At 47.8% G+C, this 24,172-nt stretch carries 20 protein-coding genes and 1 pseudogene; 20 read left to right on the top strand and 1 reads right to left on the bottom strand.

From position 1 onward, the window contains the following. The first annotated feature begins 137 nt into the window (after positions 1-137). From ACETK5_RS13595 to asnA, 5 genes are all read left to right on the top strand, one after another. Positions 138-596, top strand: a complete 459-nt coding sequence (locus ACETK5_RS13595) for a MarR family winged helix-turn-helix transcriptional regulator (RefSeq protein ID WP_463510126.1) — start codon at positions 138-140, stop codon at positions 594-596. Positions 597-623: 27 nt separating this feature from the next. Continuing rightward, on the top strand, positions 624-1,262 hold the full coding sequence (locus ACETK5_RS13590) for a nitroreductase family protein (protein WP_100536885.1): 639 nt from the start codon (positions 624-626) through the stop codon (positions 1,260-1,262). A gap of 10 nt (positions 1,263-1,272) precedes the next feature. Beyond that, positions 1,273-1,569, top strand: coding sequence for a putative quinol monooxygenase (locus tag ACETK5_RS13585; RefSeq protein WP_100536886.1), 297 nt, complete (start codon positions 1,273-1,275; stop codon positions 1,567-1,569). Between the two features lie 278 nt (positions 1,570-1,847). After that, the gene (locus tag ACETK5_RS13580; RefSeq protein ID WP_394056207.1) at positions 1,848-2,483 is read left to right on the top strand and encodes a LysE family transporter; all 636 of its coding nucleotides are present in this window, start codon (positions 1,848-1,850) and stop codon (positions 2,481-2,483) included. 152 nt (positions 2,484-2,635) lie between these two features. Then, positions 2,636-3,631, top strand: coding sequence for an aspartate--ammonia ligase (asnA, locus tag ACETK5_RS13575; protein WP_463510130.1), 996 nt, complete (start codon positions 2,636-2,638; stop codon positions 3,629-3,631). 44 nt (positions 3,632-3,675) lie between these two features. Here asnA and ACETK5_RS13570 read toward each other — a convergent pair whose 3' ends face one another. Then, entirely contained in the window at positions 3,676-5,064 is a 1,389-nt protein-coding gene (locus tag ACETK5_RS13570; RefSeq protein WP_394056205.1) for an amino acid permease, read from the bottom strand. Positions 5,065-5,209: 145 nt separating this feature from the next. On the opposite strand from ACETK5_RS13570, the gene ACETK5_RS13565 reads away from it, so the two are divergent. The 15 genes and pseudogenes from ACETK5_RS13565 to ACETK5_RS13495 all read left to right on the top strand — a co-directional run bounded on the left by ACETK5_RS13565 (position 5,210) and on the right by ACETK5_RS13495 (position 24,158). After that, on the top strand, positions 5,210-6,784 hold the full coding sequence (locus tag ACETK5_RS13565) for a spore germination protein (RefSeq protein ID WP_394056203.1): 1,575 nt from the start codon (positions 5,210-5,212) through the stop codon (positions 6,782-6,784). 23 nt (positions 6,785-6,807) lie between these two features. Continuing rightward, entirely contained in the window at positions 6,808-8,016 is a 1,209-nt protein-coding gene (locus tag ACETK5_RS13560) for a Ger(x)C family spore germination protein (protein WP_326115142.1), read from the top strand. A gap of 70 nt (positions 8,017-8,086) precedes the next feature. After that, on the top strand, positions 8,087-9,181 hold the full coding sequence (locus tag ACETK5_RS13555) for a GerAB/ArcD/ProY family transporter (protein ID WP_394056201.1): 1,095 nt from the start codon (positions 8,087-8,089) through the stop codon (positions 9,179-9,181). 133 nt (positions 9,182-9,314) lie between these two features. Continuing rightward, positions 9,315-9,950: a spore coat protein gene (locus ACETK5_RS13550; protein ID WP_394056199.1), complete on the top strand. Its 636-nt coding sequence runs from the start codon at positions 9,315-9,317 to the stop codon at positions 9,948-9,950. Between the two features lie 160 nt (positions 9,951-10,110). Then, positions 10,111-11,730 (top strand): helix-turn-helix domain-containing protein, encoded by a 1,620-nt coding sequence (locus ACETK5_RS13545; protein ID WP_394056197.1) that lies wholly within the window; start codon positions 10,111-10,113, stop codon positions 11,728-11,730. A gap of 66 nt (positions 11,731-11,796) precedes the next feature. Then, positions 11,797-12,756 carry an ABC transporter substrate-binding protein gene (locus ACETK5_RS13540; RefSeq protein WP_394056195.1) on the top strand — a complete coding sequence of 320 codons (960 nt, stop codon included), beginning with the start codon at positions 11,797-11,799 and terminating at the stop codon, positions 12,754-12,756. Between the two features lie 404 nt (positions 12,757-13,160). After that, positions 13,161-14,660, top strand: a complete 1,500-nt coding sequence (locus ACETK5_RS13535) for a malate:quinone oxidoreductase (RefSeq protein ID WP_326115133.1) — start codon at positions 13,161-13,163, stop codon at positions 14,658-14,660. Positions 14,661-14,839: 179 nt separating this feature from the next. Beyond that, entirely contained in the window at positions 14,840-16,441 is a 1,602-nt protein-coding gene (locus ACETK5_RS13530; protein ID WP_394056193.1) for a helix-turn-helix domain-containing protein, read from the top strand. Between the two features lie 104 nt (positions 16,442-16,545). Beyond that, a complete protein-coding gene (locus ACETK5_RS13525) occupies positions 16,546-17,559 on the top strand; it encodes an ABC transporter substrate-binding protein (RefSeq protein WP_394056191.1) in 1,014 nt (337 codons plus the stop codon). Further along, a complete protein-coding gene (locus ACETK5_RS13520; RefSeq protein WP_326115129.1) occupies positions 17,556-18,551 on the top strand; it encodes a FecCD family ABC transporter permease in 996 nt (331 codons plus the stop codon). Before ACETK5_RS13525 ends, ACETK5_RS13520 begins: the two co-directional genes overlap by 4 nt. Next, a pseudogene (locus ACETK5_RS13515) lies at positions 18,548-19,608 on the top strand (FecCD family ABC transporter permease). Before ACETK5_RS13520 ends, ACETK5_RS13515 begins: the two are co-directional and overlap by 4 nt. A gap of 18 nt (positions 19,609-19,626) precedes the next feature. Beyond that, positions 19,627-20,427, top strand: a complete 801-nt coding sequence (locus ACETK5_RS13510; protein ID WP_100536901.1) for an ABC transporter ATP-binding protein — start codon at positions 19,627-19,629, stop codon at positions 20,425-20,427. 124 nt (positions 20,428-20,551) lie between these two features. Beyond that, on the top strand, positions 20,552-21,355 hold the full coding sequence (locus ACETK5_RS13505; RefSeq protein WP_394056189.1) for a (2Fe-2S)-binding protein: 804 nt from the start codon (positions 20,552-20,554) through the stop codon (positions 21,353-21,355). Between the two features lie 189 nt (positions 21,356-21,544). Next, positions 21,545-22,561: a glycoside hydrolase family 130 protein gene (locus tag ACETK5_RS13500; RefSeq protein ID WP_394056188.1), complete on the top strand. Its 1,017-nt coding sequence runs from the start codon at positions 21,545-21,547 to the stop codon at positions 22,559-22,561. 301 nt (positions 22,562-22,862) lie between these two features. Further along, entirely contained in the window at positions 22,863-24,158 is a 1,296-nt protein-coding gene (locus tag ACETK5_RS13495) for an extracellular solute-binding protein (RefSeq protein ID WP_394056186.1), read from the top strand. The last annotated feature ends 14 nt before the right edge of the window (positions 24,159-24,172 follow it).

Raw genomic sequence — 24,172 nt, 5'->3', positions numbered from 1 at the left:
TAGCGGCATAATCGCACCTTATTAATAGACCGGATCGTTTCCATTCACGGAAATCATTCGGTTTTTTTATGCAAAGACTTGATTTTCAGAAATCAAAGGTATATCATTGACCCATCAAACATTGAGGGATCAATGAATTGAAGGAGGTCTCTACCATTTCTACATGTCATACAGAAGACCTGCTGTACTTGCTAATGCATCTGAATAAGCATATTGCGACTCGGTTTGAACGATGTGCTGGAGTTAGTCCTAATCGGCTGGAACTCCTCTGCAAACTAACGGGTGGCGAAATTAGCCAGTCGGATCTGCAGAAGGCAGTGTCTATTGATCCAGCTGCGGTGACCCGTCATGTTCAGCAGTTGGAAGCGGAAGGCATACTTCTGCGCACCAGATGTGAGAATGACAACCGGATAACGTTAGTTCAACTAACCGAAGCGGGCAAAAGTAAAGTAGCAGCGTTTAAGGCGGAGAAAGATCAATTTATGGAGAAGCTGCAGGCAGATCTCACTGAATCCGAACGACTTGTGTTAGTTCAAGCTCTCCAGAAGCTGAACAGCCAGATTCAACAGATGAAAGAACCAAGTAAGACCAATTAACTTATAGAGATTAAAGGAGAGAATATCATGACTGTAACTTCCCTTAACAATAATTATAAAGAAATTATTACATCCCGTCGCTCTGTGCGGGTATACGACCCATCGGTCAAAATCAGCCGTGAGGAAATGACTGAAATTTTGGAAGAAGCGACTTTGGCACCGTCATCCGTTAATCTTCAGCCGTGGAGATTTCTTGTCGTTGATAGCCCAGAAGGAAAAGCAACGCTTGAAGAGCTTGCACCAGGCAACAAAACACAAGTTTCAACTTCTTCTGCAGTCATAGCTGTATTTGGGGATATGAACGCATTCGACAATGCAGATGAAATTATGGGTACTGCTGTGGAACGCGGTTATCTGCCACAAGAGATTAAAGATCAGATGATGGCAAACTATACCGATCTGTTCGGACGTATTCCGGCACAGGCTTTCCGTGAAATGATCCTGATCGATAGCGGCTTGGTTTCCATGCAGCTTATGCTTGCTGCTCGTGCCCGTGGATATGACACCAACCCAATTGGTGGATACGACAAATCCCGAATTGCAGAAGCATTTGGTATGGAGAAAGAACGTTACGTGCCGGTAATGCTCATCTCTGTAGGTAAAGCTGCCAAAGAAGCGCGTTTGACGACTCGTCTTCCTATTGATCGCATTGCAGAGTGGAAGTGAGGTCATAGAGATGATTATTATTCATGCAGAAATGAAAGTAAACAGTGAACTAGAGGCAGAATTTCTGGAATCCGTAACAGAACTTATTGAGGCTTCCCGTGCAGAACAAGGAAACGAATCTTATAAGCTGCTCAAAGATACGGAGCAGGATCATACGTATCTCATGGTTGAACAGTGGACAGACCAGGAAGCTCTGGGGCTCCACAATGCGAGTAGCCATTTTCAGGGGTTTGTAGCCAAAGCTCCAAAATTCCTGACAGCTCCGCTAAATGTGCAAGCATATGCAGGCCAACGGATCAACAAATAATGAACGGACTACAGATCGTATTAAAAAGCCAACTCATATAGTCATACCCCTGTTAAATAGACCGAACTAAAAAAGACAGCTTTAAGCAGCAACCGTTTCTCGGGATTCCACCGGGGAACGGTTGTTTAATTTTTCTGAATTGGCGATATGAAATGCCTTGGGGATAATATCCGCCATAGGCGGTTTTTTATTGGGTGAGGGAAATTAGAAGTCATAACCAACCGCTTTTTTCACATAAAATGTACAAGCTTTGGATTTGTGGGCGGGAGTGAATGCGATTGAATGTGAATTTATTGATCAGCTACATTATTCTGGGATTAACTTTGGCCGCTCCCATCGGGCCCGTGAACTCGGCCAGGCTTGATAAAGGCATCAAGAACGGATTTTGGCATGCCTGGGTAGTCGGAGCCGGATCCATGCTGGCAGATGCAGCTTTTATGATGTTCATTTATTTAGGTCTCGTTCAATTTCTCAATATTCCGATCGTTCAGATCTTTTTGTGGCTCTTTGGCGGATTCGTTCTGATTTACAGCGGGGTTGAAAGCATTATGAAAGTGAATAAATTGAAAATCAGTTCGGCAGCGAGAAAAAAGGATTCGTTGTTAAGCTGTTTTTTGCTCGGATTTTTCATGTCCATTACGAGTCCGTTATCGATTTTGTTTTGGCTGGGGATCTATGGCTCCATCCTGGCGAAGACCGCCTCCACGTTTGGGACGAGCCATTTGCTGTTGTATAGCAGCATGATCTTTTTGGGCTTGACCCTATGGGATCTATGCGTTGCCGGTTTAACGACGGGACTTCGTCGCTTCCTGAATGAGAATATGCTGACTGTTATATCGGTCATATCGGGTATATCACTGATCGGTTTCGGCGTGTACTTTGGTATTCAGGGCATTCTTGCTGTAACAGGATAACCGAGTGGTTATCTGCCCAATTATGTTCAATATACATTGGACAAAGCGACAGTATTGGAAGGTAAACATAAACTGTTCTCAGTCAATTAGGCAGAAGTTTACATTTCAATATGTTGTGAAGGGGAGAAGTCGACTTGCTGAGATCTATCGTGATTCCTGAGCGTTACCAATCCAGGCTAAACAGGTTGGAAACGGCCGTCGCCATACAAAAAACCAAATCGTATTTTAAGACCGAGCTTGAGAAGGCACTCCGCTTAATCGAAGTCTCCTCACCCGTTATGGTAAAGGAAGGCACAGGCATTAACGACAATTTGAACGGTACGGAACGGACCGTATCTTTTGATGTGATGGATATGAAGGAAGGCAGAGTCGAAATTGTGCAATCTCTTGCGAAGTGGAAACGGTCGGCCCTTGCCCAATACGGCTTTAAGAGCGGAGAAGGTTTATACACCGATATGAAAGCGGTCAGACGGGATGAAAACATGGATAATCTGCATTCGATCTACGTCGATCAGTGGGATTGGGAAAAAGTGATATGCGACGACATGCGTACCCTCGGCACCTTAGAACACGAAGTTGTAAGGATATATGATGTGATCAGGTCCACGGAAAAGCACCTCTATGAACTCCATCCCTGCCTGGAGCCGATCCTCCCGGAGCGAATTCTCTTCATTACGACGCAGGAGCTGGAAGATCGTTTTCCTGGTTTAACGCCGAAGGAAAGGGAGAATGAAATTGCCAGGATGCATGGTGCCGTATTTATTATGCAAATTGGCGGAAGGATGAAGTCCGGCCAGGTGCATGACGGCCGCTCGCCGGATTATGATGACTGGACCTTAAACGGTGATATTGTTTTGTGGTATCCGGTATTGAATTGCGCGGTGGAAATATCATCCATGGGAATCCGGGTTGATGCTCGATCGCTGTGTCAACAACTCCACGCAAGCAACAATATGGAACGTTTGCGTCTTGACTTTCACCAAGCCATCGTAAGAGGAGTGCTACCGCCAACCATCGGGGGAGGTATCGGACAATCGAGGCTGTGCATGTTCCTTCTGAGAAAAGCCCACATCGGCGAAGTGCAGGTTTCCGTATGGAATGAGAAAACACTAAAAGAATGCGAAGAGGGGAACATCCCGCTCCTATAAGTAGCAATAAAGAAAGGGTATCTTACTAAGAAGATATCCTTTCTTTATTCATTGCTGATTGTGTTGGTCTGCATCTTATTCCATATCTTAACCATGATCAGCGTCACGATAGCCACTAGCGCAGCCAAGATTAAACTGACGAAAAAACCGGGCCGAATGCTCTTCTCCATGATGGTTCCGGTTACGGCACCCAGCAGGAGAATGATGCCGATTCCACCCAGAATTATATCCCACATTCTGACTTTTAGAATTTTGTAAGCCGAAATGATAATGAACGACCAATTATACATCTGCAGGATGCCGGCCGCGGTTGTTATATATTCGTATATTTTTCCGGGCAATAGGAGTGCCGTGACGATTGAAGCGGACAGTCCGACCGCAGCAAGCACCAGAGAAGGGAGTGGCAGCTTCCGGAACTTTTCCAGTTTCTTCGTAAAGATAATCGGTGCATCGCCGTCCTTGGCCATCGTCACAAGCAAATTCACCACGGCAAACAAGGAGGCGCTCATCGTCGAGAATCCGGCCATAATGATCGCTCCATTGAATACATGGGGAAAGAAAGTCAGCGGATAGCTGGATAGAGCTGTTACGAATGGGCTTTCTTTCTCGCTCAAGAGTTTGTAGGAAACCATGAAGACAGCAAGCCCGATGGATATCATGTAAATCACGGTCAGTCCAATGAGCATGACTTTTCCCGACTTGGGAGCATCCTTCTTGTTTTTGAGCTGCATGGACATCAAACCGATAGTTTCGACACCCCCATAGGCATAAAAAGCATATAAGAGCGAGGACCAGAATGCGGGAAATCCGCCGGGGAACACTTGTCCAATCGAGTCGGGAAAACCCGGTCTGCCATCGCTCCCCCCGCGAATCCAGCCCATAAGCGCAGCAGTAGAAAGAAGGATGAACATGAGAATCGCCGCGGTTTTGATGACGGCCAATACATTTTCCACCTTATCGAAGCCTTTTGTGCCAAGCAGAACGACGGCAATCGATAATACGGCATAGATGGCTGCAAATATCCATAGCGGAATATCAGGGAACCAGAACTTGGTCAGGATGGACAGAGCCGTCAGCTGACTGCCCATGATTAGAATTTTCGTGCTCCAGTAATTCCATGCGCTTCCGAAACGTGCCCACCGCCCAAACGCTTTTCCCGCATAATAACAAAAGGATCCCTCTTGAGGATCCGCCGTCGTCATTTTAGCCAAAAAATGAAAGACGATATAGGTTCCTATGGCAGCGATAAGGAATGATAAAACCATGGAAGGTCCCGTCAGCTTAATACCTATGCCGGAACCTAGGAAATACCCCGTACCAATCGTACAACCGATGCCAAGCAGTGAAAGCTGCCACCACTTTAAGCTGCCTTTATTGCTCTTTTGATCCGACGATGTGGAATCGTTCGGTTCTGCACACCCAGGTGAATCCATAGCACATACCTCCTCTATGGTTAAAATGTTCATGTGTCGTACGGAGTATGTATCTGGGTGATGCATTGAGCAGATTAACCATTATTGGAATAATTAAATTGTAAGTCCCCATAATAGCTATAGGATCAATGGGGAGTGACTGACAATGTTAAGTCGATTACTGATAAAAGTGCTGAAACGAAGCAGCCCAAAGAACAGAACAAAAAAAACAACAGCTTCACCACATCAGATACCCCCTTCTCTTCAAGACACCATGGAAATCATGAGTCAGAGAATGGGGAATAGTTCTGATTTTATGGTCAGAAAGGTGCCGGGCCGTGACGGTATACCGGAAATTGCGCTGTGCTATATAGAGGGACTCGTTGATCCGGATCAGCTTAACAGCATCATGGATGCATGGTTGACCGCTACAGTGGATGTCACTGAAACCACAGGTATGGATTCGTTACTGAAAAAAGTATTGCCAGCAGGACAAGTCAGTCAGTTACAAACCGTTAATGCCTTAATTCCTGCCGTGTTAGAAGGTAAAGCCGTTATTCTAATCGATGGTTCGCAAGTCGCTTACTCAGCTTCGATCGCGGGTCTGGAAAAGCGATCGATTGTTGAGCCGAGTTCCCAGACGGTGATCCGAGGTCCTAAGGATGGGTTTACCGAAGATATTTCGACCAATCTATCGCTCATCCGAAGAAGGCTTCGAACGCCGGATTTACGGGTTCAAACCATGGTGATCGGCAAATATACCAATACCAAAGTGACGACAGCTCATATTGATGGTATTGCGGATCCGAATGTGGTATCGGAGATTATGTCACGGCTACATTCCATTGAAACGGATAGCATTCTGGAAAGCGGATATATCGAAGAATTTATTCAAGACGCTTCAGTGACACCTTTTCCAACGATGATTAACACAGAGCGACCTGATGCAGTGGCTGGAAGCTTGCTGGAAGGTCAAGTTGCTATTTTGATTGATGGTTCACCCTTTGTACTGATAGCCCCTGTTACTTTTTTTAAGTTCCTCCATTCCAGTGAAGACTACTATCAACGATATGATTTGAGCACATTTTTGCGGGCCATTCGTTTTGTTTCATTTGTGGTATCCTTGCTGCTTCCCTCCCTGTATATTGCCTTCTCGACGTTTAATCAGGAAATGATTCCGACTCCACTTTTGATTAGTTTGGCAGCACAAAGGGAAGGCACTCCGCTTCCGGCGCTGATTGAAGCCTTCATGATGGAATTAACGTTTGAGATCATTCGCGAAGCGGGGGTTCGGATGCCAAGGGTCATCGGACCGGCCATATCGATTGTGGGGGCGCTCGTTTTGGGACAGGCTGCAGTACAGGCGGGACTTGTGTCCGGTGCGATGGTGATCGTAGTTTCCTTTACAGCTATTGCGAATTTCGCGATCCCAGCCTTTAGCATGGCTGCAGCTATTCGCTTAATTCGTTTTGCCTTGATGCTGCTGGCAGGGACGCTTGGATTGTTCGGTATATTGGCAGGCATCGTGCCTATTTATGTTCATTTGGTGTCCCTGACTTCGTTCGGCGTTCCGTATCTATCGCCTTTTACACCGTTCCGCTTCTCTGAAATGAAGGATCTGATTGTCCGTCTGCCATGGCCATTGCTTAAGACCAGACCTAAGGAGATCAGTCAACGAAACCTTGTTAGACAGAAAGAGAAACAACGTTTTAAGGATACAACAGAGGATCGGAGTAAGTGACTTCAAGTAACAAGAGGTGAAATATGCGCACTTTCGCTCATTTAACACTTTTACTGGTCATGACATTTTCAATGACTGGCTGCTGGAATCAAACCGAGTTAAACGAGATCGGTCTCATCTCAGCGATCGGTATAGATCGGTCAGGGGATCAGTGGATCGTTTCTTATCAGTTAATTAACCCGTCTGCGATTTCATCCGGTGCTGGTGGTGCTGGCAAAGCTGGCGGTTCGAACTCTCCGATCCATGTATTTTCCTCAACAGGTCCAACGCTTCGGGAAGCGATTGATGTCAGTTATACGGAATCAGCCAGGCGTCTATATTTTCCGCATACGGATATCCTTGTGCTTGGTCAGGAGACAACGGAAAAGGGGATTAACGAAATCATTGATTTCTATTGGAGAAACACCTATATGCGCGAGACGGTTAATGTGCTGGTAACGAATGGGCAGGCTAGCGAGCTGTTAAAGCAACTTGTACCGACAGAACGCTTACCGGGGGCAGCCATCGCCAATATTTTGGAGAAAACGGATGAATTTAACGGGAATTACCCATCCACTAAAATGTATCAGCTAGCTTTTAGTTTGGATTCGGAGTCGCAAGCAGCCGGTGTTCCCCAGATTGAATTAGTGGGTGGGCCGGAGGCTAAAGTGGAGTCCGTTGATCAACTACATAAAACCTCAACCCGCGGGAAGCTCAGAATTACGGGATTATCCGTATTTGAAAAAGACCGGAGGGTCGGAACGTTAACACGGAATGAAAGCTTCGGAATATCCTGGTTGACCGATAAAGTGAGCATTAGTACGTTATCCATTCCTTGTCCAGAATCCAATACAGAAAGAGAACAAATATCATTTCAATCGGCTTCTGCAAAAACCAAAGTGACACCTCACAGAACGGCTAACGGTTATCAGATGCGGGTCTCCGTTAAAGTCAAAGGTACAATATCGGAGTCTCATTGTCGCAGCAACCTATCCAGCTTACCTACACTGCATGCGGCACAGAAGGAAATCGAGAAAGTCATCAAGGATTATATGGAACAGGGATGGAAAGCCGCCAAAAGACTTAAAGTCGATTTGCCGCATTTTGCCGATAAGATCCATCGCAGATATCCGAAGGATTGGCAGAAGCTGAAGGACCGTTGGGAAGAAGAGGAGATGCAATCCATCCAACTAGTACTAGAGGTAGATGCAACGATCAGCCAAACCGGCATGTCACTGTCGTCTTTTCGATAGACGGGAGCTCTTAGTAAGCCTTAGCACTTAGCACTTTCGATGGTAAGGGCACAGAAAGGGACAGCTGCTTATGAAACAGTCCATTCGAGTTACCGAATTAGTGTGTTATCTGGCTCTTTTTGAGGTTGGAAGCACAACCTTGTTTTTCTTGGGAGCTGAAGCCAAGAGGGATGCTTGGTTAGCTATGGCCCTAGCCGCCTGCATTGGACTGCTCCTGCTCAGTATGTATCTGATGATCCATCGGACAGATCCCGATCTCGATTTGTATGATTTGTGTAAACGTTATTTCGGTAAAGTCATCGGTTATGCAGCAAACTTTGCCTTTGCCGCTTATTTTACTTATGAAGCCTCCCGTAATCTAAGGGATTTAGGAGAACTTACGGTGTTGACGCTGTTAAACCGAACGCCGCTTGCATTTATCATGCTGGTCGCCATTATAGTTATAGCAAGTACGGTGATGTATGGTCCGCGTGTTGTCTTTTTGGTCAGCAGTGGCCTGCTGCCCATCGTTGTTTTGAGTTATATCATTATATATTCTCTGCTGATTTCGACAGGACTTATTAAAACGGAGATGATGCTGCCGGTTCTAGAGCATGGTTTCAAACCAGTACTCTCTGCGGCCATACCGGAGCTGGTGTCATTTCCGTTCGGACAAACGCTCCTGTTCCTTGTGTTTTTTCCTTTGGTTAAAAAGAAGGGTAAGCTGCGGAAAGGCGTGATGATCACATATATCATTACGGTGATATGTTTAGTGATGATCAATCAAGTCAATATTTTGGTCTTAGGGCCGACACTGGCAGCCAGAAGTACGCTTCCGCTGCTGCAAGTGGTGCAGCTCATCGAAATTGCAGATGTCTTTGAGCGCATTGATGTTTTATTCGTTCTTGTCCTATTTCTAGGGTTGGGTGCGAAAATGACGGCATTTTATATGGGAGCTGTAGTCGGACTCACGAAACTTACGGGAATACCCTATAAGATATGTACCGTTTTATTAGGTGTTTGCTTATATATACTTTCTTTTCTGTCCCCTAATTACCCACATCATTTATGGCTTGGGATCAAGGTCGTCGTTACTTATGTAACACCCATCTTCCAAGTAGCGCTGCCGTTGATGCTGCTCTTTACGATATGGATCCGACAAAAGATGGAAAAACATCATCAATGAAAATACCCTGAATACTTTTGGCTTGTTTAATTAACAATAAACCTGAACTGCAAAAAGAAGCCGTCTGCAGCTACCACCCCGTTAAATCATTACTTGATTGAAATCTAGGCAAACCATATTAGGAGGTACGAGAATGCAATTCGAACAACAAAATCACCAAAACATGGAAACCGGTATGATTCCACAACAATTGAACCATGGCGGCCATGAAATGTTTGATGTCCACGAAGTATTGGCAGGGGCCATCAACACCATGAACACGTATACCATGCTGAGCGGGCATGTACAGGATCCGGAGCTAGGGGATATCTTGCAGCGCCAGAAACAATTTATGGCAGATGAATATAACATCACGTTAGAGTGTTTTAAATCCGGACAAGATCCGTCAAAGCCTACGCAGAGCTATAAAATGAAGCAGGGTAATGACTTTATTTACGGCATGAAACCAGGCCAACCGAAAAAACCGATGCAATCCACGGCCGAGATCAACGATGAAACGATTGCACTCAGCATGTTAAATGCAGTGAAATCGGGTGCTACGATGAAAACCAATGCTGCCATGGAATCTACGAATCCGGTAGTGCGCCGCGTGCTAGCCGATTCCTTGCCTAACTGCATTGAAATGGCATATGAGATTTCGCTATATCAAAATAAGCATGGCTACTACCAAGTGCCGCAGCTGCCTCAGCAAGATATGCAGTATATGCAAAATAGTTACGCCAGCGCACCGATGCAGCCGCAAATGCCTGGCAAAATGGCCCCTCACTAATAATCAAAGCGCCACGTCCTTAGGGACATGGCGCTTTTTTATTTTTCTCAAAGATGGAGCCATACATAGCCTCGGCGACTGGATTGATATTGAGAATGATTATCATTCTAATTATAATAGGATAAAACAATAGCTACAGTCTGAAGGGGTGGCCGTCAGCATGGAAGAAACACATTATTCGCTGTTGGGAGTACGCTATATGAAGCTTGGTCATACCGAAGAGGCTGCCGGCGGATTCATGAAGACGCATACCATGTTAATGGTAAGTAAAGGTTCCGGTGATTTGTATTTGAATGGCGTGAGGCACCGAGTGAAAGCGAGATCGATCTGTTATTGTCCACCGGGAACGATGGCGGACATTCGCCGGACGCCAATCTCCTCGGTTCCGCTCGAGGTCTATGAATTGCAATACGACGTATGGGAGTTCGAGGAGCGGACAACAAGCCGTATCGTCTACGGCAAGCGAATCTCCGCACTGATGGACGTCGGTAAGCTTCCGGTTGCCGCTACTCCGGAAGCTCTTGCTCTGGTCCAAGAACTATACCAATACAAGCAAGTTCCCGGCGTCAGTGGAAGAGTTGATGCAAACCTTCGCATAGACGCGATATTCAAACAACTGTTGAGTACGGTGCTGCAGTCAACGGAGGATGAGGAGCGGGAAGAGGATTGGCTGGAGCGGATGAGACTTGCGGTGGATTATATGGAGAAGCATTTTGCCGAGTCGATTACGCGTAAGCACATGGCGAAGCGGGTAGGACTTACTCCGGAACATTTCTCCGTATCGTTCAAAAGAGCAACGGGATCTGGTTTTGCTGAGTATCTGACGCGGATCCGCCTTGAGAAAGCCAGAGAGGAATTGCTCAGCGGCGACGATCGCAACCTTGACCGCATCGCGCGGGAAGTCGGTTATCAAGATGGCTTGTATTTAAGCCGGAAGTTCAAGCAGCATTTCGGTCACTCTCCGCGCGATTATATCCAGCGTCCGAAACGCATTGTGGCCCTGCAATACCTGGGCCATTTGCTGGTGCTTGGACTTACGCCCGCGGCAGCTTCGACCAATCTGCTGCGGGCTCGCCCCTATAGCGGAAAACTGGGGAATGTTGCGGATATAGGAGACGCACGGTCGCTCCAGGCGATCTCATCATTGCAACCCGATCTGATCATCACGTCCGAACCGAACAACGAGCCCTTATCCCAGCTTGCTCCAACCATTTCAATTCCTTGGGGGCGGGAAGACACCTTCGACGAACTGCTTCGATTAGGCAGAGCACTCAATCGCGAACTTGAAGCGAAGAACTGGATTGATGGCTTTCGAGCGAAGGAGGAACAAGCTGCCGTTCAAGTAGCCGAAAGGATCGGTTCACGTGCTACGGCAGCCGTATTCGAGTTTTGGGCAGATCGGCTATGGGCAGTTAATATCGCGTATGGCAGAGGCCTGCGCATTTTATACCAGACGTTCTCGTTTCGGCCACCGGAGCCGCTTGCAGAACACGTGTTAGGTGACGGAATCGGCTTGGAGCTAACGCCGGACATGCTGGCAGCGTATGCCGCAGATTATATGTTCGTAACCATCTGGGAGGCTGGTGGCGGTGCAGCTTATGCAGAACGTGTCATGAACGGCAAAGAATGGAGGAGTCTGCCTGCCGTTCGGAACGGGAACGTGTTTTTTCTCGATCTGGAGTTGTTTAAATATAATGATCCGCTTGCTTTGGAGCAGCAATTGTCCATTCTCACGAAACTTCTAACAAATGTCCATAGAACCGCATACGGAACGCAATAGACGCATTCCATCCTTGTCGGTATGATAATAATGATAATCATTATCAATAAGATGGAGGGTTCAAAGATGTGGTTGCTTAGAGGATTGATGTTGTCTCTGATCGGAAGTATGGTCATTGTGCTGGGAGCCTGCGGAGACACGCAGCAGCAAAGCGAAATTGTCGAAAACAATGGCGCCCCGCAAACAGGGGCAACACGTAAATATGAAACGGTCATGGGGGAGATCGAGATTCCGAAGGATCCGAAGCGCATTGTCGCGACGCAATATCTCGGCCATCTGCTGACCTTGGGAGTTAAACCAATCGGCGCCGGAACGGCCAGCCTGAATCAATATTTTTTGCAGGACCTGACCGGTGGCATCGAGGATATCGGCGACGATCAGGCGGCGCTTGAGAAAATCGTTTCTCTTGACCCGGATCTCATCATTAGACCGTCGGATAAAAACTATGAGCAATTCGCCAAAATCGCTCCTACGATCGTTATTCCCTGGGGAGCAAAGGATCTGTATGCGGAGCTGCGGGATTTCGGAGAATTCCTCGGGAAATCGGAGGAAGCGGAGGAAGCGATTCGTCATTATGAGGAGAAGCTTGCAGAGGCCAAAGGGAAGCTGAACGGAGTCGTGAAGGAAGGGGAAACGGTTGGCGTCTATGAGATTTGGGCGAAAAACTTCTGGGTTGTGGGAGAGAGCTTTGGGCGCGGTACCCGCAACCTCTATTCGGGCCTTGGTTATCAGCCGCCAGAAGCCGTGAAGGAGCAGATCGTAAATGGAGGAGCCGGTCTGGACATTTCCCTGGAATCGCTGCCGGAGATGGCCGCAGATTATATGTTCGTAACGGTCTACGATGCGGACGGAGGCGGGGATCGTGCCCAGGAAATTTTGGAGAGCGCCATCTGGAAGTCACTTCCGGCTTACAAAAACAATCGTATCTACACATTGGATATCAATCAATTTTCGGCAGGCGATCTCATCTCGCTTGAGAAGCAATTGGAGATCCAGACGAATCTGCTCCTGGGCAGCGGGAAGTAGCTAGATGATAAAGTGTCGGAGGACAAGAACAGCATCAGAAAAAGTCGCGAATCTTGCGGCTTTTTTTTGTGATGAAGTGGTTAGCACATGTCTAATCCCGCTGAAGAACAACACAGATAACGGTAAAAATGGACTTCATCCCCCGTATGAAACGAAGTTAATGCTATGTTTATTGGGCGTTTAGGTTTTGTGGAGGATCTTCTCACTTTGTTAACAAGTTTAAATGGTTTATAATGATTAGATAATAGTAGATATTTTAATCTATCAATATTTATAATAGACTATAATATGGTGATAATTGACACAGAAAAGGTGTGTTTTCAGGGGACGCCTTGCTTTTTAATGACAATTTTAGCAGGGACGCCTACCCTTTTTTCAAATATATGGGATAAGGAAGGTTTATAATGAGCAACATGGAGAAAAAAACAGATGTAATCTTAATTGGTGCCGGAGTTATGAGCGCGACATTGGGAGCCCTACTGAAAGAGTTAGTGCCTGAATGGGAGATCAAAGTGTTTGAGAAACTCGCAAGCGCGGGGGAAGAAAGCTCCAACGAATGGAATAATGCGGGGACCGGCCATTCCGCACTGTGCGAGCTTAACTATACATCCGAAAAACCAGACGGATCTATAGACATTAGCAAAGCGATCAATATTAACGAACAGTTTCAGGTTTCAAGACAGTTCTGGTCTTATCTGGTCAGCAGCAATCTGATTCGCAATCCGCAGGACTTTATCATGCCTATTCCTCATATGAGTTTAGTGCAAGGCGAAAAAGACGTGGCTTTTTTGAAAAAACGTTTTGAAGCGCTGTCAAACAATCCGCTCTTTCAAGGGATGGAATATTCCGAGGATCCGGATCAGCTGAAGGAATGGATTCCGCTTATTATGGAAGGGCGTACATCAAATGAGCCGTTAGCGGCAACCAAAATTGACTCCGGGACGGACATTAACTTTGGCGCTTTAACGCGCATGCTGTTTGAGCACTTGAGAAGCAAAGATGTTGAGATCAACTACAGACATAGCGTCAAGGATATTAAACGCACACAAGATGGTTCGTGGAAAGTGAAAGTGCATGATATCGAGCACGGTAAAACCGACTATCATACGGCCAAGTTCATCTTTATCGGCGGCGGGGGCGGAAGTCTGCATTTGTTGCAAAAAACCGGTATACCCGAGTCAAAGCATATTGGAGGATTCCCTGTAAGCGGACTATTCATGGTATGTAAGAACCCGGAAGTAGTAGCGCAGCATCATGCCAAAGTATACGGAAAAGCCAAGGTTGGCGCTCCTCCAATGTCCGTTCCGCACTTGGACACAAGATATATTGACAATCAAAAAGCATTGCTCTTTGGTCCGTTTGCCGGCTTTTCGCCTAAGTTCTTAAAAACGGGGTCGAATTTTGATTTGATAAGCTCCGTCAAACCGAATAATCTTTTCACCATGCTGGCTGCCGGGGTAAAAGAGATGGCATTGACCAGATACTTGATCCAACAAGTGGTGTTATCGAATGAAAAGCGCATGGAAGAATTACGCGAGTTTATTCCGAACGCCAAAAGCGAGGATTGGGAAATCGTTGTAGCGGGCCAACGCGTACAAGTGATTAAGGATACTCCTAACGGTAAAGGAACGCTTCAATTTGGTACGGAAGTGGTCAGTGCCGCGGATGGATCGGTCGCTGCCTTGCTCGGTGCTTCCCCTGGCGCTTCGACGGCCGTTCACGTTATGCTAGAGGTATTAGAGAAATGCTTCCCGCAACAGATGAAAGAGTGGGAGCCGAAAATAAAAGAAATGATTCCTTCTTACGGCATGTCACTTGCGAAGAATCCGGCTCTTTTTGAAGAAATTCAAGATTCAACTTCGGAAACGTTAGGTTTAAGCTTGAAAACATTGGTTCATAGTTAATCTCTTTTATGATGGAAAACCAACCCGGTATAGCGGTTGGTTTTTTTTCGTTCCGTGGGTTTGCAGTGAATTCAGCGATGCTTCACTTCAAAAAGGATAAAAACTTTGCATTGATAAGTCATACCTTCACCCATAGAATATAATGAGAATGTTTCTCAATAACAAAGGGGGAAGTTGATATGTTCGAGGAGTTAACGGAAATGCATGGTTATATGTACAAGCTTGTCCATGCACGGTCTCCGGAAGATACGCCCGGTATGAAAGTTGATAACAACAATCACCTTATGCTTCTTGTGTTCTCTGATAAGCAGAAGATAACAATTGAGCGGAAGCCTTATCATGTCGGCCCTCATAAGGTCATCTTGCTGCCGGCAGGTCTTTGGATTGAGGATGAGTCCGAATCGATGGGCAGTTTGGCATTGGAGTTTGTCATGCTGGAAGAAACGCAAGCTAATCATTATGCGCCTGTAAGCTTAAGCCAAGTTATCGAGGTTGAGCTGGGTCCTTTCCCGTCGTTGTACCAATCCGTGCTGGATATCAGAACCAAGTGGCGTGGGGAACGTGTGGATCAGCTGAAGGCCCAGCATATGTTTCTAGAGCTGCTAATAATGATCATGGAGAATGCAGCCGAAAAACCTCATACCGAACATGAACGACTGGTCAAGCAAACCGTTGAATACATTCATCATCACTATCATCGTAATATCAGCCGAGAGCATTTGGCAGAGCGTGCAGGTCTTAGCAGCGATTATTTCACAAGAATCTTCAAGCGGCAGCTTGGAAAATCGCCGATGTCTTACTTATCGGCGGTCAGGCTGAACCACGCAAAGCAAGAGCTATTATTAACGAAGGACTCGTTTCGGACGATCGCCCAGCGCATCGGTTATGCGGACGAATTTTATTTTAGCCGCAAATTCCGAATGATGACGGGCATGTCGCCGTCCATGTATGTGAAGCAAATGAAAAAGGCGGATAAAATCGTATCCCTTCACCACCATCTGACCGGCCATTTGCTTGCGCTTGGAATTGAGCCTTACGCTGCCATCGTCAATTCCTATTATCCGATCGCGTTACATAATACGATTGAAATTGGTCATTTCCGACCTGATCTGGACAAGCTGGCCTCGGTGAACCCCGATGTCATTTTTACATGCGATATCTATGACGAGGAAACCTCTGCCAAGGCAAAAATGTTTGAGCATATCACGCAAACGATAAGCATTCCTTTCTATGACGATTGGCGTACCCAGTTTTGTAAAATAGCCACGGCAACCGGGAAGGACAAGGAGGCGGGGCTATGGCTTGAAAGGTATCAGGCAAAATCCCTGAGTGTTCGCACCAGCATCAAGCCGTATGTCGAAGGAAAAACAGCCCTGATCATCGGTCTCGGCAACGGTATACTCTGTCTGTTCGGTCAGCGCAACGTAGGTGCGGTGGTTTATGACGATTTGGGGCTTAAGCCGCCCTCGGGCTTGGGCTCCATTCCTCTGTACCGCGAGATAGCTTATGAGGATATTTTCGATTACGATCCCGATATCATTTTTTTGACCAGCTTTCGAAATGATGGCTCGCAACAAACCAAAACGGCCATCCGGCAGACCTTAAATCAATGGTATCGGGACCCGAGATGGAAGTCGAAAAGGGCGGTGCGGAATCAGGAGGTATACTCACTGTTGGAGAGCCAGCATTTATATACAATGTATACTGCCTATTCGCATGATCTGCTGCTGGACCGTCTGCATGACTTGCTTGTGTCGGATTTGTCCAAAGAGTGGACGTAATTACCTATGTTCATGCCCTAGGCTTTTTTTATAATTAATAATGAGAATCAATATCAATGATATTGATTTATTAATTCATAGAGATGACGGGGGAGAAGAAACAGATGCAAGTTTGGAAAAAACCGTGGCTGTTTGCCATGTTGCTGGTGATTGTACTCGTTATATCGGGGTGTGGACAAAATCAGGGAAGTGTATCGAAGGAACCTGCTTCGCAACAAAGCGGATCGCCAACAATAGGCAGCCAGAGCGAAGCGATAACCCCGGCCAACGAATCGGAAGTGCGTACCATAAAACATGAGATGGGCGAGACCAAAATTCAAGGTAACCCGACTCGCATCATCACCTTATATCAAGGAGCGAACGATGCAGCGGTCGCTTATGGGATTAGGCCTGTCGGCATTGTCGAATCCTGGCTACAAAAACCGGTGTATGAATATTTGCGAGATGAGTTAGGCGACGTTCCCCAGCTCGGCACGGAGGTTCAGCCAAATCTTGAAGAAATCTACAAGTTGAAGCCAGACGTTATCTTCGCAACGAAAACGAGACATGAAGGCATCTATGATCAGCTTAGCCAGATTGCACCCACGGTCATGATCGGTGAAGTATACGACTGGAAAGCCTCGGTCAATTTGATGGGTGAGGTTCTGAACCAGGAAGATAAGTCCAAAAAACTTATGGCAGAATGGGACTCCAGAGTTGACGACTTTAAACAGAAAATGGGGGATCGCCTCCCCATCGAAGCGACCATCACTAATTTCAGGGCGGATCATGCGAGAATCTTCTACATGGGTTATGCCGGAGGCATTCTGAAAGAACTCGGATTCGCTCGTCCTGAGGGACACGATGCGGAGGTATGGGGCGTTCAGTTGACTTCCAAGGAGAGCATACCCGATATGAATGCTGACGTTATTTTCAATTTCAACTCGGGTGACGATATGGCAGCGGTAGAGAAGTATTACAAAGATTGGACAAGCCATCCTCTCTGGGCAAACCTGGATGCCGTCAAGAACAACCAAGTCTATATGGTTGATGAAGTCTCCTGGAATATGGCCGGAGGCATTCTGTCGGCGCACCGAATGCTCGATAGTCTGTACGATTTGTTTGAGTTGGACAAATGAACAAGCGCAATGCCCTGTTATTGCTCAGCGTATTCATTCTGATGGCCGGCGCGTTCATTGCGAGCCTGCTGCTGGGGCGGACGAATTATTCTTGGGTTACGCTCGTATCTTCGTTTACCCATTATAATCCGGAACAGGTCGACCATCTCATTATTCGGACTGAGCGTCTGTCCCGGGCAGTCATTGCTTTGTCGGTAGGGGCTGCGGTCTCCTTGGCAGGGGCCATGATGCAGGCATTAACCCGGAATCCGCTTGCCTCCCCGGACGTTTTCGGCATTAACTCAGGCGCGATCCTGCTGGTCGTGCTGGCAACGCTCCTCAATCCAAGCAGCCCGATGCTGCATTTGGCCTTCTACGCGGTAGGAGGTGCGACAGTGTCCGCATTCATCGTGTACGGGCTGGGCTCGTTGGGACGCGACGGGCTCACTCCTATTAAGCTAGTTCTAGCCGGTTCAGCGATAACCGCCTTATTCTCGTCCGGTACGCAGGCTCTTCTTGTCATGAATGAAAACGGGCTGCAGGATGTGTTGTTTTGGCTGGCAGGTTCCGTGAGCGGCCGCTCGATTGATCAGGTCCTGCCACTGTTCCCGTTTATGGCGGCAGCGGGCGTGGCAGCCCTGTTCATGGGCCGGGCGGTCAACCTCCTTACGACCGGGGAGGACGTTGCGAGAGGACTCGGACAAAACACCGTGCAGGTGAAACTGATACTCGGCGTCCTGATCGTCGTTCTTGCCGGCGCTTCGGTAGCCATCGTCGGCGCGGTGGGTTTTATCGGCCTGTTCGTTCCGCATTTGGCCCGCTCTTTGACAGGACGGGATTACCGTTGGGCTTTGCCCTTCTCTGCCGTATTGGGGGGGCTGCTGTTAATCATCGCGGATATAGCGGCACGGCTGTTGATTATGCCTAATGAAATTCCGATCGGCGTAATGACGGCGGCTATCGGAATTCCGTTTTTCATTCATGTCGCTCGTAAGGGAGGGGCGTGGAAGTGAAACGATATACCCATATTCGAAGTCGAACGGGAAGCATGGACCTACAATTCGAGACGATAAGTTTGATCTGGATACTACTGGGTTTATTGGCCTTTGTCGTGGCCATTGCCATGGGAACAGGGTGGGGAGATACCTACATATCGCCGAATGCCGTCCTTTCAACCTTATTCGGCACGGGATCGGGAGAGCACGATTTTATCCTGCTAACGCTTCGGCTGCCGCGGGTATTGACCGCATTGTTCGTCGGAGCGGCCCTTGGCGTAGCCGGTGCCATTCTGCAGGGGATTATTCGCAATCCGCTGGCATCGCCGGATATTATAGGCATTACCGGCGGGGCTTCGGTAGCCGCGGTGAGTTTCATTACGTTTGCCGGCGGTGTCGTAAGTATCAAGCTCCTGCCGGTAGCCTCCATTGCGGGAGCGCTTCTGATCTCCTTGCTAGTGTATGGCCTGTCATGGAAAAAGGGAGTTACGCCGATTCGTCTGGTGCTGATCGGAATCGGCTTATCTGCTGCCGCTAAAGCGGCAACGACGCTAAAGCGGCAACGACGCTAATGATTGTCATGAGCCCCGCCATATCGGCCGGCAAAGCTTATCTTTGGCTTACCGGTAGCGTTTATGGGGCTTCCTGGCAAAACGTTTATACGATTGTTCCGGTTGTTGTGCTTGGTACTTTGCTTGCCCTGGCATTCTGCCGAAGCCTGAATGCCCAGGAGCTTGGCGATGATATTGCCAGCAGTCTAGGCGTCAAGGTACAGCGGCATCGATTCCTGCTCATCCTCATCAGCGTAGTTCTGGCGGGGACTAGCGTATCCGTCGCGGGCGCGATCGGTTTTATCGGTTTGATCGCGCCGCATATCGCGCGGCGATTGGTTGGCCGATTGTATGGGGGAATGATGCTGGTGTCCGGTCTGATCGGCGGGCTTCTCGTCTTCATGGCCGATCTGATCGCCCGCACTCTGTTCTATCCGCTGGATATTCCGGCAGGTATCTTCACGGCCGGTATAGGAGCTCCGTTCTTCATCTATTTACTGTTCAGGAACCGCAATCAGATATAGCTAAGGAGGGAAGCCGTTTTGACAACGCTGCAAGTAAAAGAGCTGACCGTAGGGTATGGGCCCAAGACGGTTATCAAGGGTATGAACCTGACGATTCCTGAAGGAAAAATAACCGTATTCATTGGTGGAAACGGGTGCGGAAAATCGACTTTACTGCGCACGCTTGCCCGATTGCAGAAGCCTGATACCGGCGCGGTTTTGCTGGATGGCAGGCAAATTGCCCAGATGTCGACCAAAGAGGTGGCCAAGAGCTTGTCCATATTGCCTCAGGGTCCATCGGCGCCGGAAGGCCTTACTGTCCGTCAATTGGTTCGCCAGGGAAGATACCCGCATCAGAGCTGGTTGAAGCAGTGGTCACCGGTTGATGAAGAGATGGTGAACGTTGCATTACAGTCTACCCGCGTGGAAGCTTTTGCCGATCAGACCGTGGACTCCCTCTCCGGTGGCCAGAGGCAGCGGGTATGGATTGCCATGACCCTGGCTCAAGGAACCGGTATGCTGCTGCTCGACGAACCGACGACATATCTGGACCTGTCCCATCAGGTAGAGATATTGGATATGCTGTATGAACTGAATGAGCGGGATCAGCGCACCATCGTCATGGTGCTGCATGACCTGAATTTAGCTTGCCGTTATGCACACTTCATGGTGGCTGTAAGCGAGGGGAATATCTATGCGTTCGGAGCACCTGAGGAAATCGTGACGCCGGAAACTGTTAAAGACGTCTTCCAATTGGATTGCGAGGTCATACCGGATCCCTTGTTCGGCACGCCGCTGTGTATCCCTAGGGGAAAGGGTAGAATTATCGGGCAGTTTTAAGCGTCCCTGTTTGGATCGTTGTTTGTAGGAAGGTCTTTCATACTTGCTGCATCGGTACGGGTATCCGTTGAAGGTTGAATACGAACAGAGTGAGGTGAGGACAAACGATATGGAACCAAAGTGCTTGGACGAGTTACAAAAGAAGTTCGGCATTCGGACGGATGCCGTGACGGGCAGTTATTCAATTGAGCTTCGGTTACTGCTGCAAGACGAGGAAGCGAAACGGTTTCTCGATGAATACAATGTCGTTATTCGTGGGGAGGATCGAGCAGTCGCAGCTGTTTTTTGCGCGGGTTGGCTGAGCAAAATCGCCTTGGCTCTGCAATATGCCATTTCCGTTTGGCAAATCGCACCCGATTTTTCAATACCGTATATGACTCTGCATTGGACGACCAACAACCATAAAACGAGCTATTTCATAGAGATGAGTCATTGGCAGGCTGTATTAGCTCCTGAGAACGAAGTGGATCGACGGGATTGGTTAGAGAGCGTCATGGAGAGATTCTACTTCGCTACAGCAAGACCGCTATTGGAAAGCTTGTCAGCGGCAAGCGGACTCCACACCCAACAGCTCTGGGGGCAATGGCCATCCCGATTCTATCGGGAACATCAGACATGGCTGGAGGAGCAGCACAACGAAGCGATAAAGAACCGTCTTCATGAGGATTATCGATTTTTACGTGAAGAGCTGGACCCCGAGGCAGCTTTTGCTCGGAAGAAAAATCCCTTCGCAGTGAAAATTCGTCCGCTTCCGCCGTTGGTTGACCCCGACTACCGGCCACCGATGAAAACGGCCTGCTGTCTTTATTACCGCACGGAAGGAAGCGATTACTGTTATACATGCCCGCGTTTGAATGAACAGCAGCGTGAAGTGAAAAGAAAGGAATACATAGCGATGTTACAGGAAAATACGCATTCGTGCTCTTAATGCGAAAAATATGAGTCCAGCGGTTCATTATTGAACCGCTTTTTTATGTTATTTAACAGCCAGGACATCACTGATAACAATAATTCGGATAATATTGAAAGTTTGCAGGATATTATGAATGGGCCAAGCCTCTTATAATGAAGTGAAGAAATTGATAACACTTACATAACGATCATAGGAGGCTTATCCATGAAAATTACCCGGCATCCGGAAAATCCGATCGTAGTGCCTGGACTCTACGACTGGAGAAAGGTGACGGTATTCAATCCGGCCGTCATTATCGATAACGGAAAATTTTATATGATTGAACGGACGGCGGGATCCCTGACTCCCTGCAAAAACTACTTGGGTCTCCTGGAGAGCACGGACGGCGTGCATTTCACCCATGTGCTGGACGAGCCCGTCGTAACACCGGACCAGCTGGGATTTCCTTACGGCAGCATCCAGGACCCGCGAATCGTCAAAATCGACGATACCTTTTATTTGAACTATGCATTGCGTCCGTGCGCCATGAACTATTACCCGACGGGAGCCGGCATCCCTGAACGCTCGATTCCCGAATATCCGGACGGCTGGGGCGAAGAGGAAGGCCATTGGCTGACGCGCTCCGGGATATTGACCTCCAAGGATCTCATTCACTGGGAATACCTTTGTGATACGACGCCGCTAGATATTAATGATCGCGACAATATTCTGTTCCCGGAGAAAATCAACGGCAAGTATGTGCTGCTTCGCAGACCGGAAGAATATGTAGGGGAGGAGTACGGTACCGAAAAAGCAGCGATGTGGATCAGCTACTCCGATGATTTGGTGCATTGGGATGAGCCCAAGCTGCTGGCAAAAGCCGAAAACAACGACTGGGAGTACAAAAAAATCGGTGGCTCGACGCCTCCGATACGAACGGACAAGGGCTGGCTGGTCCTTTACCACGGCGTAGACCAAGATACGGTGTATCGCGTTGGGGCCTTGCTGCTGGATCTGGAAAATCCGGAAAAAATCATCGCCAGAACCCGCCGGTTCATTATGGAGCCGGAGACGTATTATGAGAAGTTCGGCTATCAGATTCCGAACGTCGTTTTTCCGACAGGCAATGTAGTCAAGGACGGGCTTCTCTATATTTATTATGGTGTGACGGATACGGCGATCGCGCTCGCAACGGTTCCTTTGGATGATTTGGTAGATTATATTTTGAACGAACCGCAATAACGCAGGGTGAAGGCGTGGCAGAGTTAAAATTGGTTTCTCCGCCACGCTTTCTATAGAACCTAATATGTAAGCGATACCATTAATTTGGAAATTTGTAAAGTTAATGTCATCAATATTGACGTATATCAACAAAATTGTGCATTATATAAATTCCACTTATTCGAAACAACTTAAAAAAATTAGATGAAATCGTTTTTTTAATGGATATTGGGATCTGCAGCCCAATTGTATAATTAACATATCTTATATTGTCAAATATAAGAACATTATATGTAACATATATAGAGAGGGGTATACGAACATGAAAACGTCTAAGAAGCTTAGATCGATGCTGCTCACTGGAACAGCTGCACTGCTGCTCATGTCAACGGTGGCCTGCGGTTCCGGGGAGAAAGATGCTGCCGAACCGGAAAAGGTTACTTTGAACATCATGCATCCATGGACCTCACCGAACGTGGATAACGAGGTGTACAAGGAGCGGATCGCCGAATTTGAAAAACAGCATCCCGACATTATCATCAAGCAGGACGGGGTAGCGGCAACCGAGTATAAAACGAAACTGCGAACGCTGGCTGCCGCCAATAACCTGTCGGATATCAATGTCGTATGGCCCGGTGCCGATCTGGCTCCTCTGGTAGCCGGGGATCTGCTGATGCCGCTGGATGGCCTGATGGACAACTGGAAGGATATTTTGCCGGAGGACGCATTAGCCGGGTTTAACCAGAACAACAGTCAATTTGCCGTGCCAACCAAACAAACCTTCGTAGATATTATTTATTACAACAAAGAGATGTTCGCAGAGGTCGGTTACGACCAATTTCCGGCTACTTACGAAGAGTTCATCGATGCGGTGAAAAAGCTGAAGGAAGCCGGCATCACGCCGATATCCTTGGGCAATAAAGAGAAATGGCCACTGCAATCGTCCTTCTTATCGATTATCGGGGACCGTTACGTAGGCAGTGATTTCTTGCAGAAAATCCTGAACAAGGAAGCCAAATTTACCGATCCCGAATATGTGAAAGCGATTGCCGTCATTGACGAACTCGCCAAGCTGGAGGCTTTCAATACGGATGCGAACAACATGGATTCCGTGCAGGGTCAGGATTACTTCATTCAAGGCAAAGCAGCGATGCATATCTCTTCTTCTACCGTTGACGGAAGAATCCGCATCAACAACGAGGAAGGGGACAAATTCGGCATTGCGCTCTTCCCGAGCGTCCCTGGCGGATCCGGTGATCCGGTGAAAAGCGCGGGCGTCGTTCAGTACGGGATCTCCATTAAAAAAGGATTGAGCGATGAAAAGAAAGCGGCGGCCGAGGAATTTATCAAGTTTTTTGTTAATGAGGACTTATACAAAGATCTGATCAGTAAAGGCGTTGTCGTACCGGCCAACGTGGAAATCCCTGAAGATGCGAGCCCGTATCTCAAGGAAATGCTGGAGCTGACAAACAAGGGAACGGCGCCGGTGTTCGACAGTGTCATTCCGACGCAAGTTACCGACGTCATGCAGAACGGATTGCAGGCTCTAACCATCGGCAGAGGTACGCCGGAGGAGCTCGCCCAAGAGGTGCAGGAAGCTTTCGACAGCATGAAATAAGCGATAAATTTCCC

Source organism: Paenibacillus ilasis (genome assembly GCF_043195395.1).
Taxonomy (GTDB): domain Bacteria; phylum Bacillota; class Bacilli; order Paenibacillales; family Paenibacillaceae; genus Paenibacillus_AQ; species Paenibacillus_AQ lautus.
This window is presented reverse-complemented; position numbering and strand designations above follow the sequence as displayed.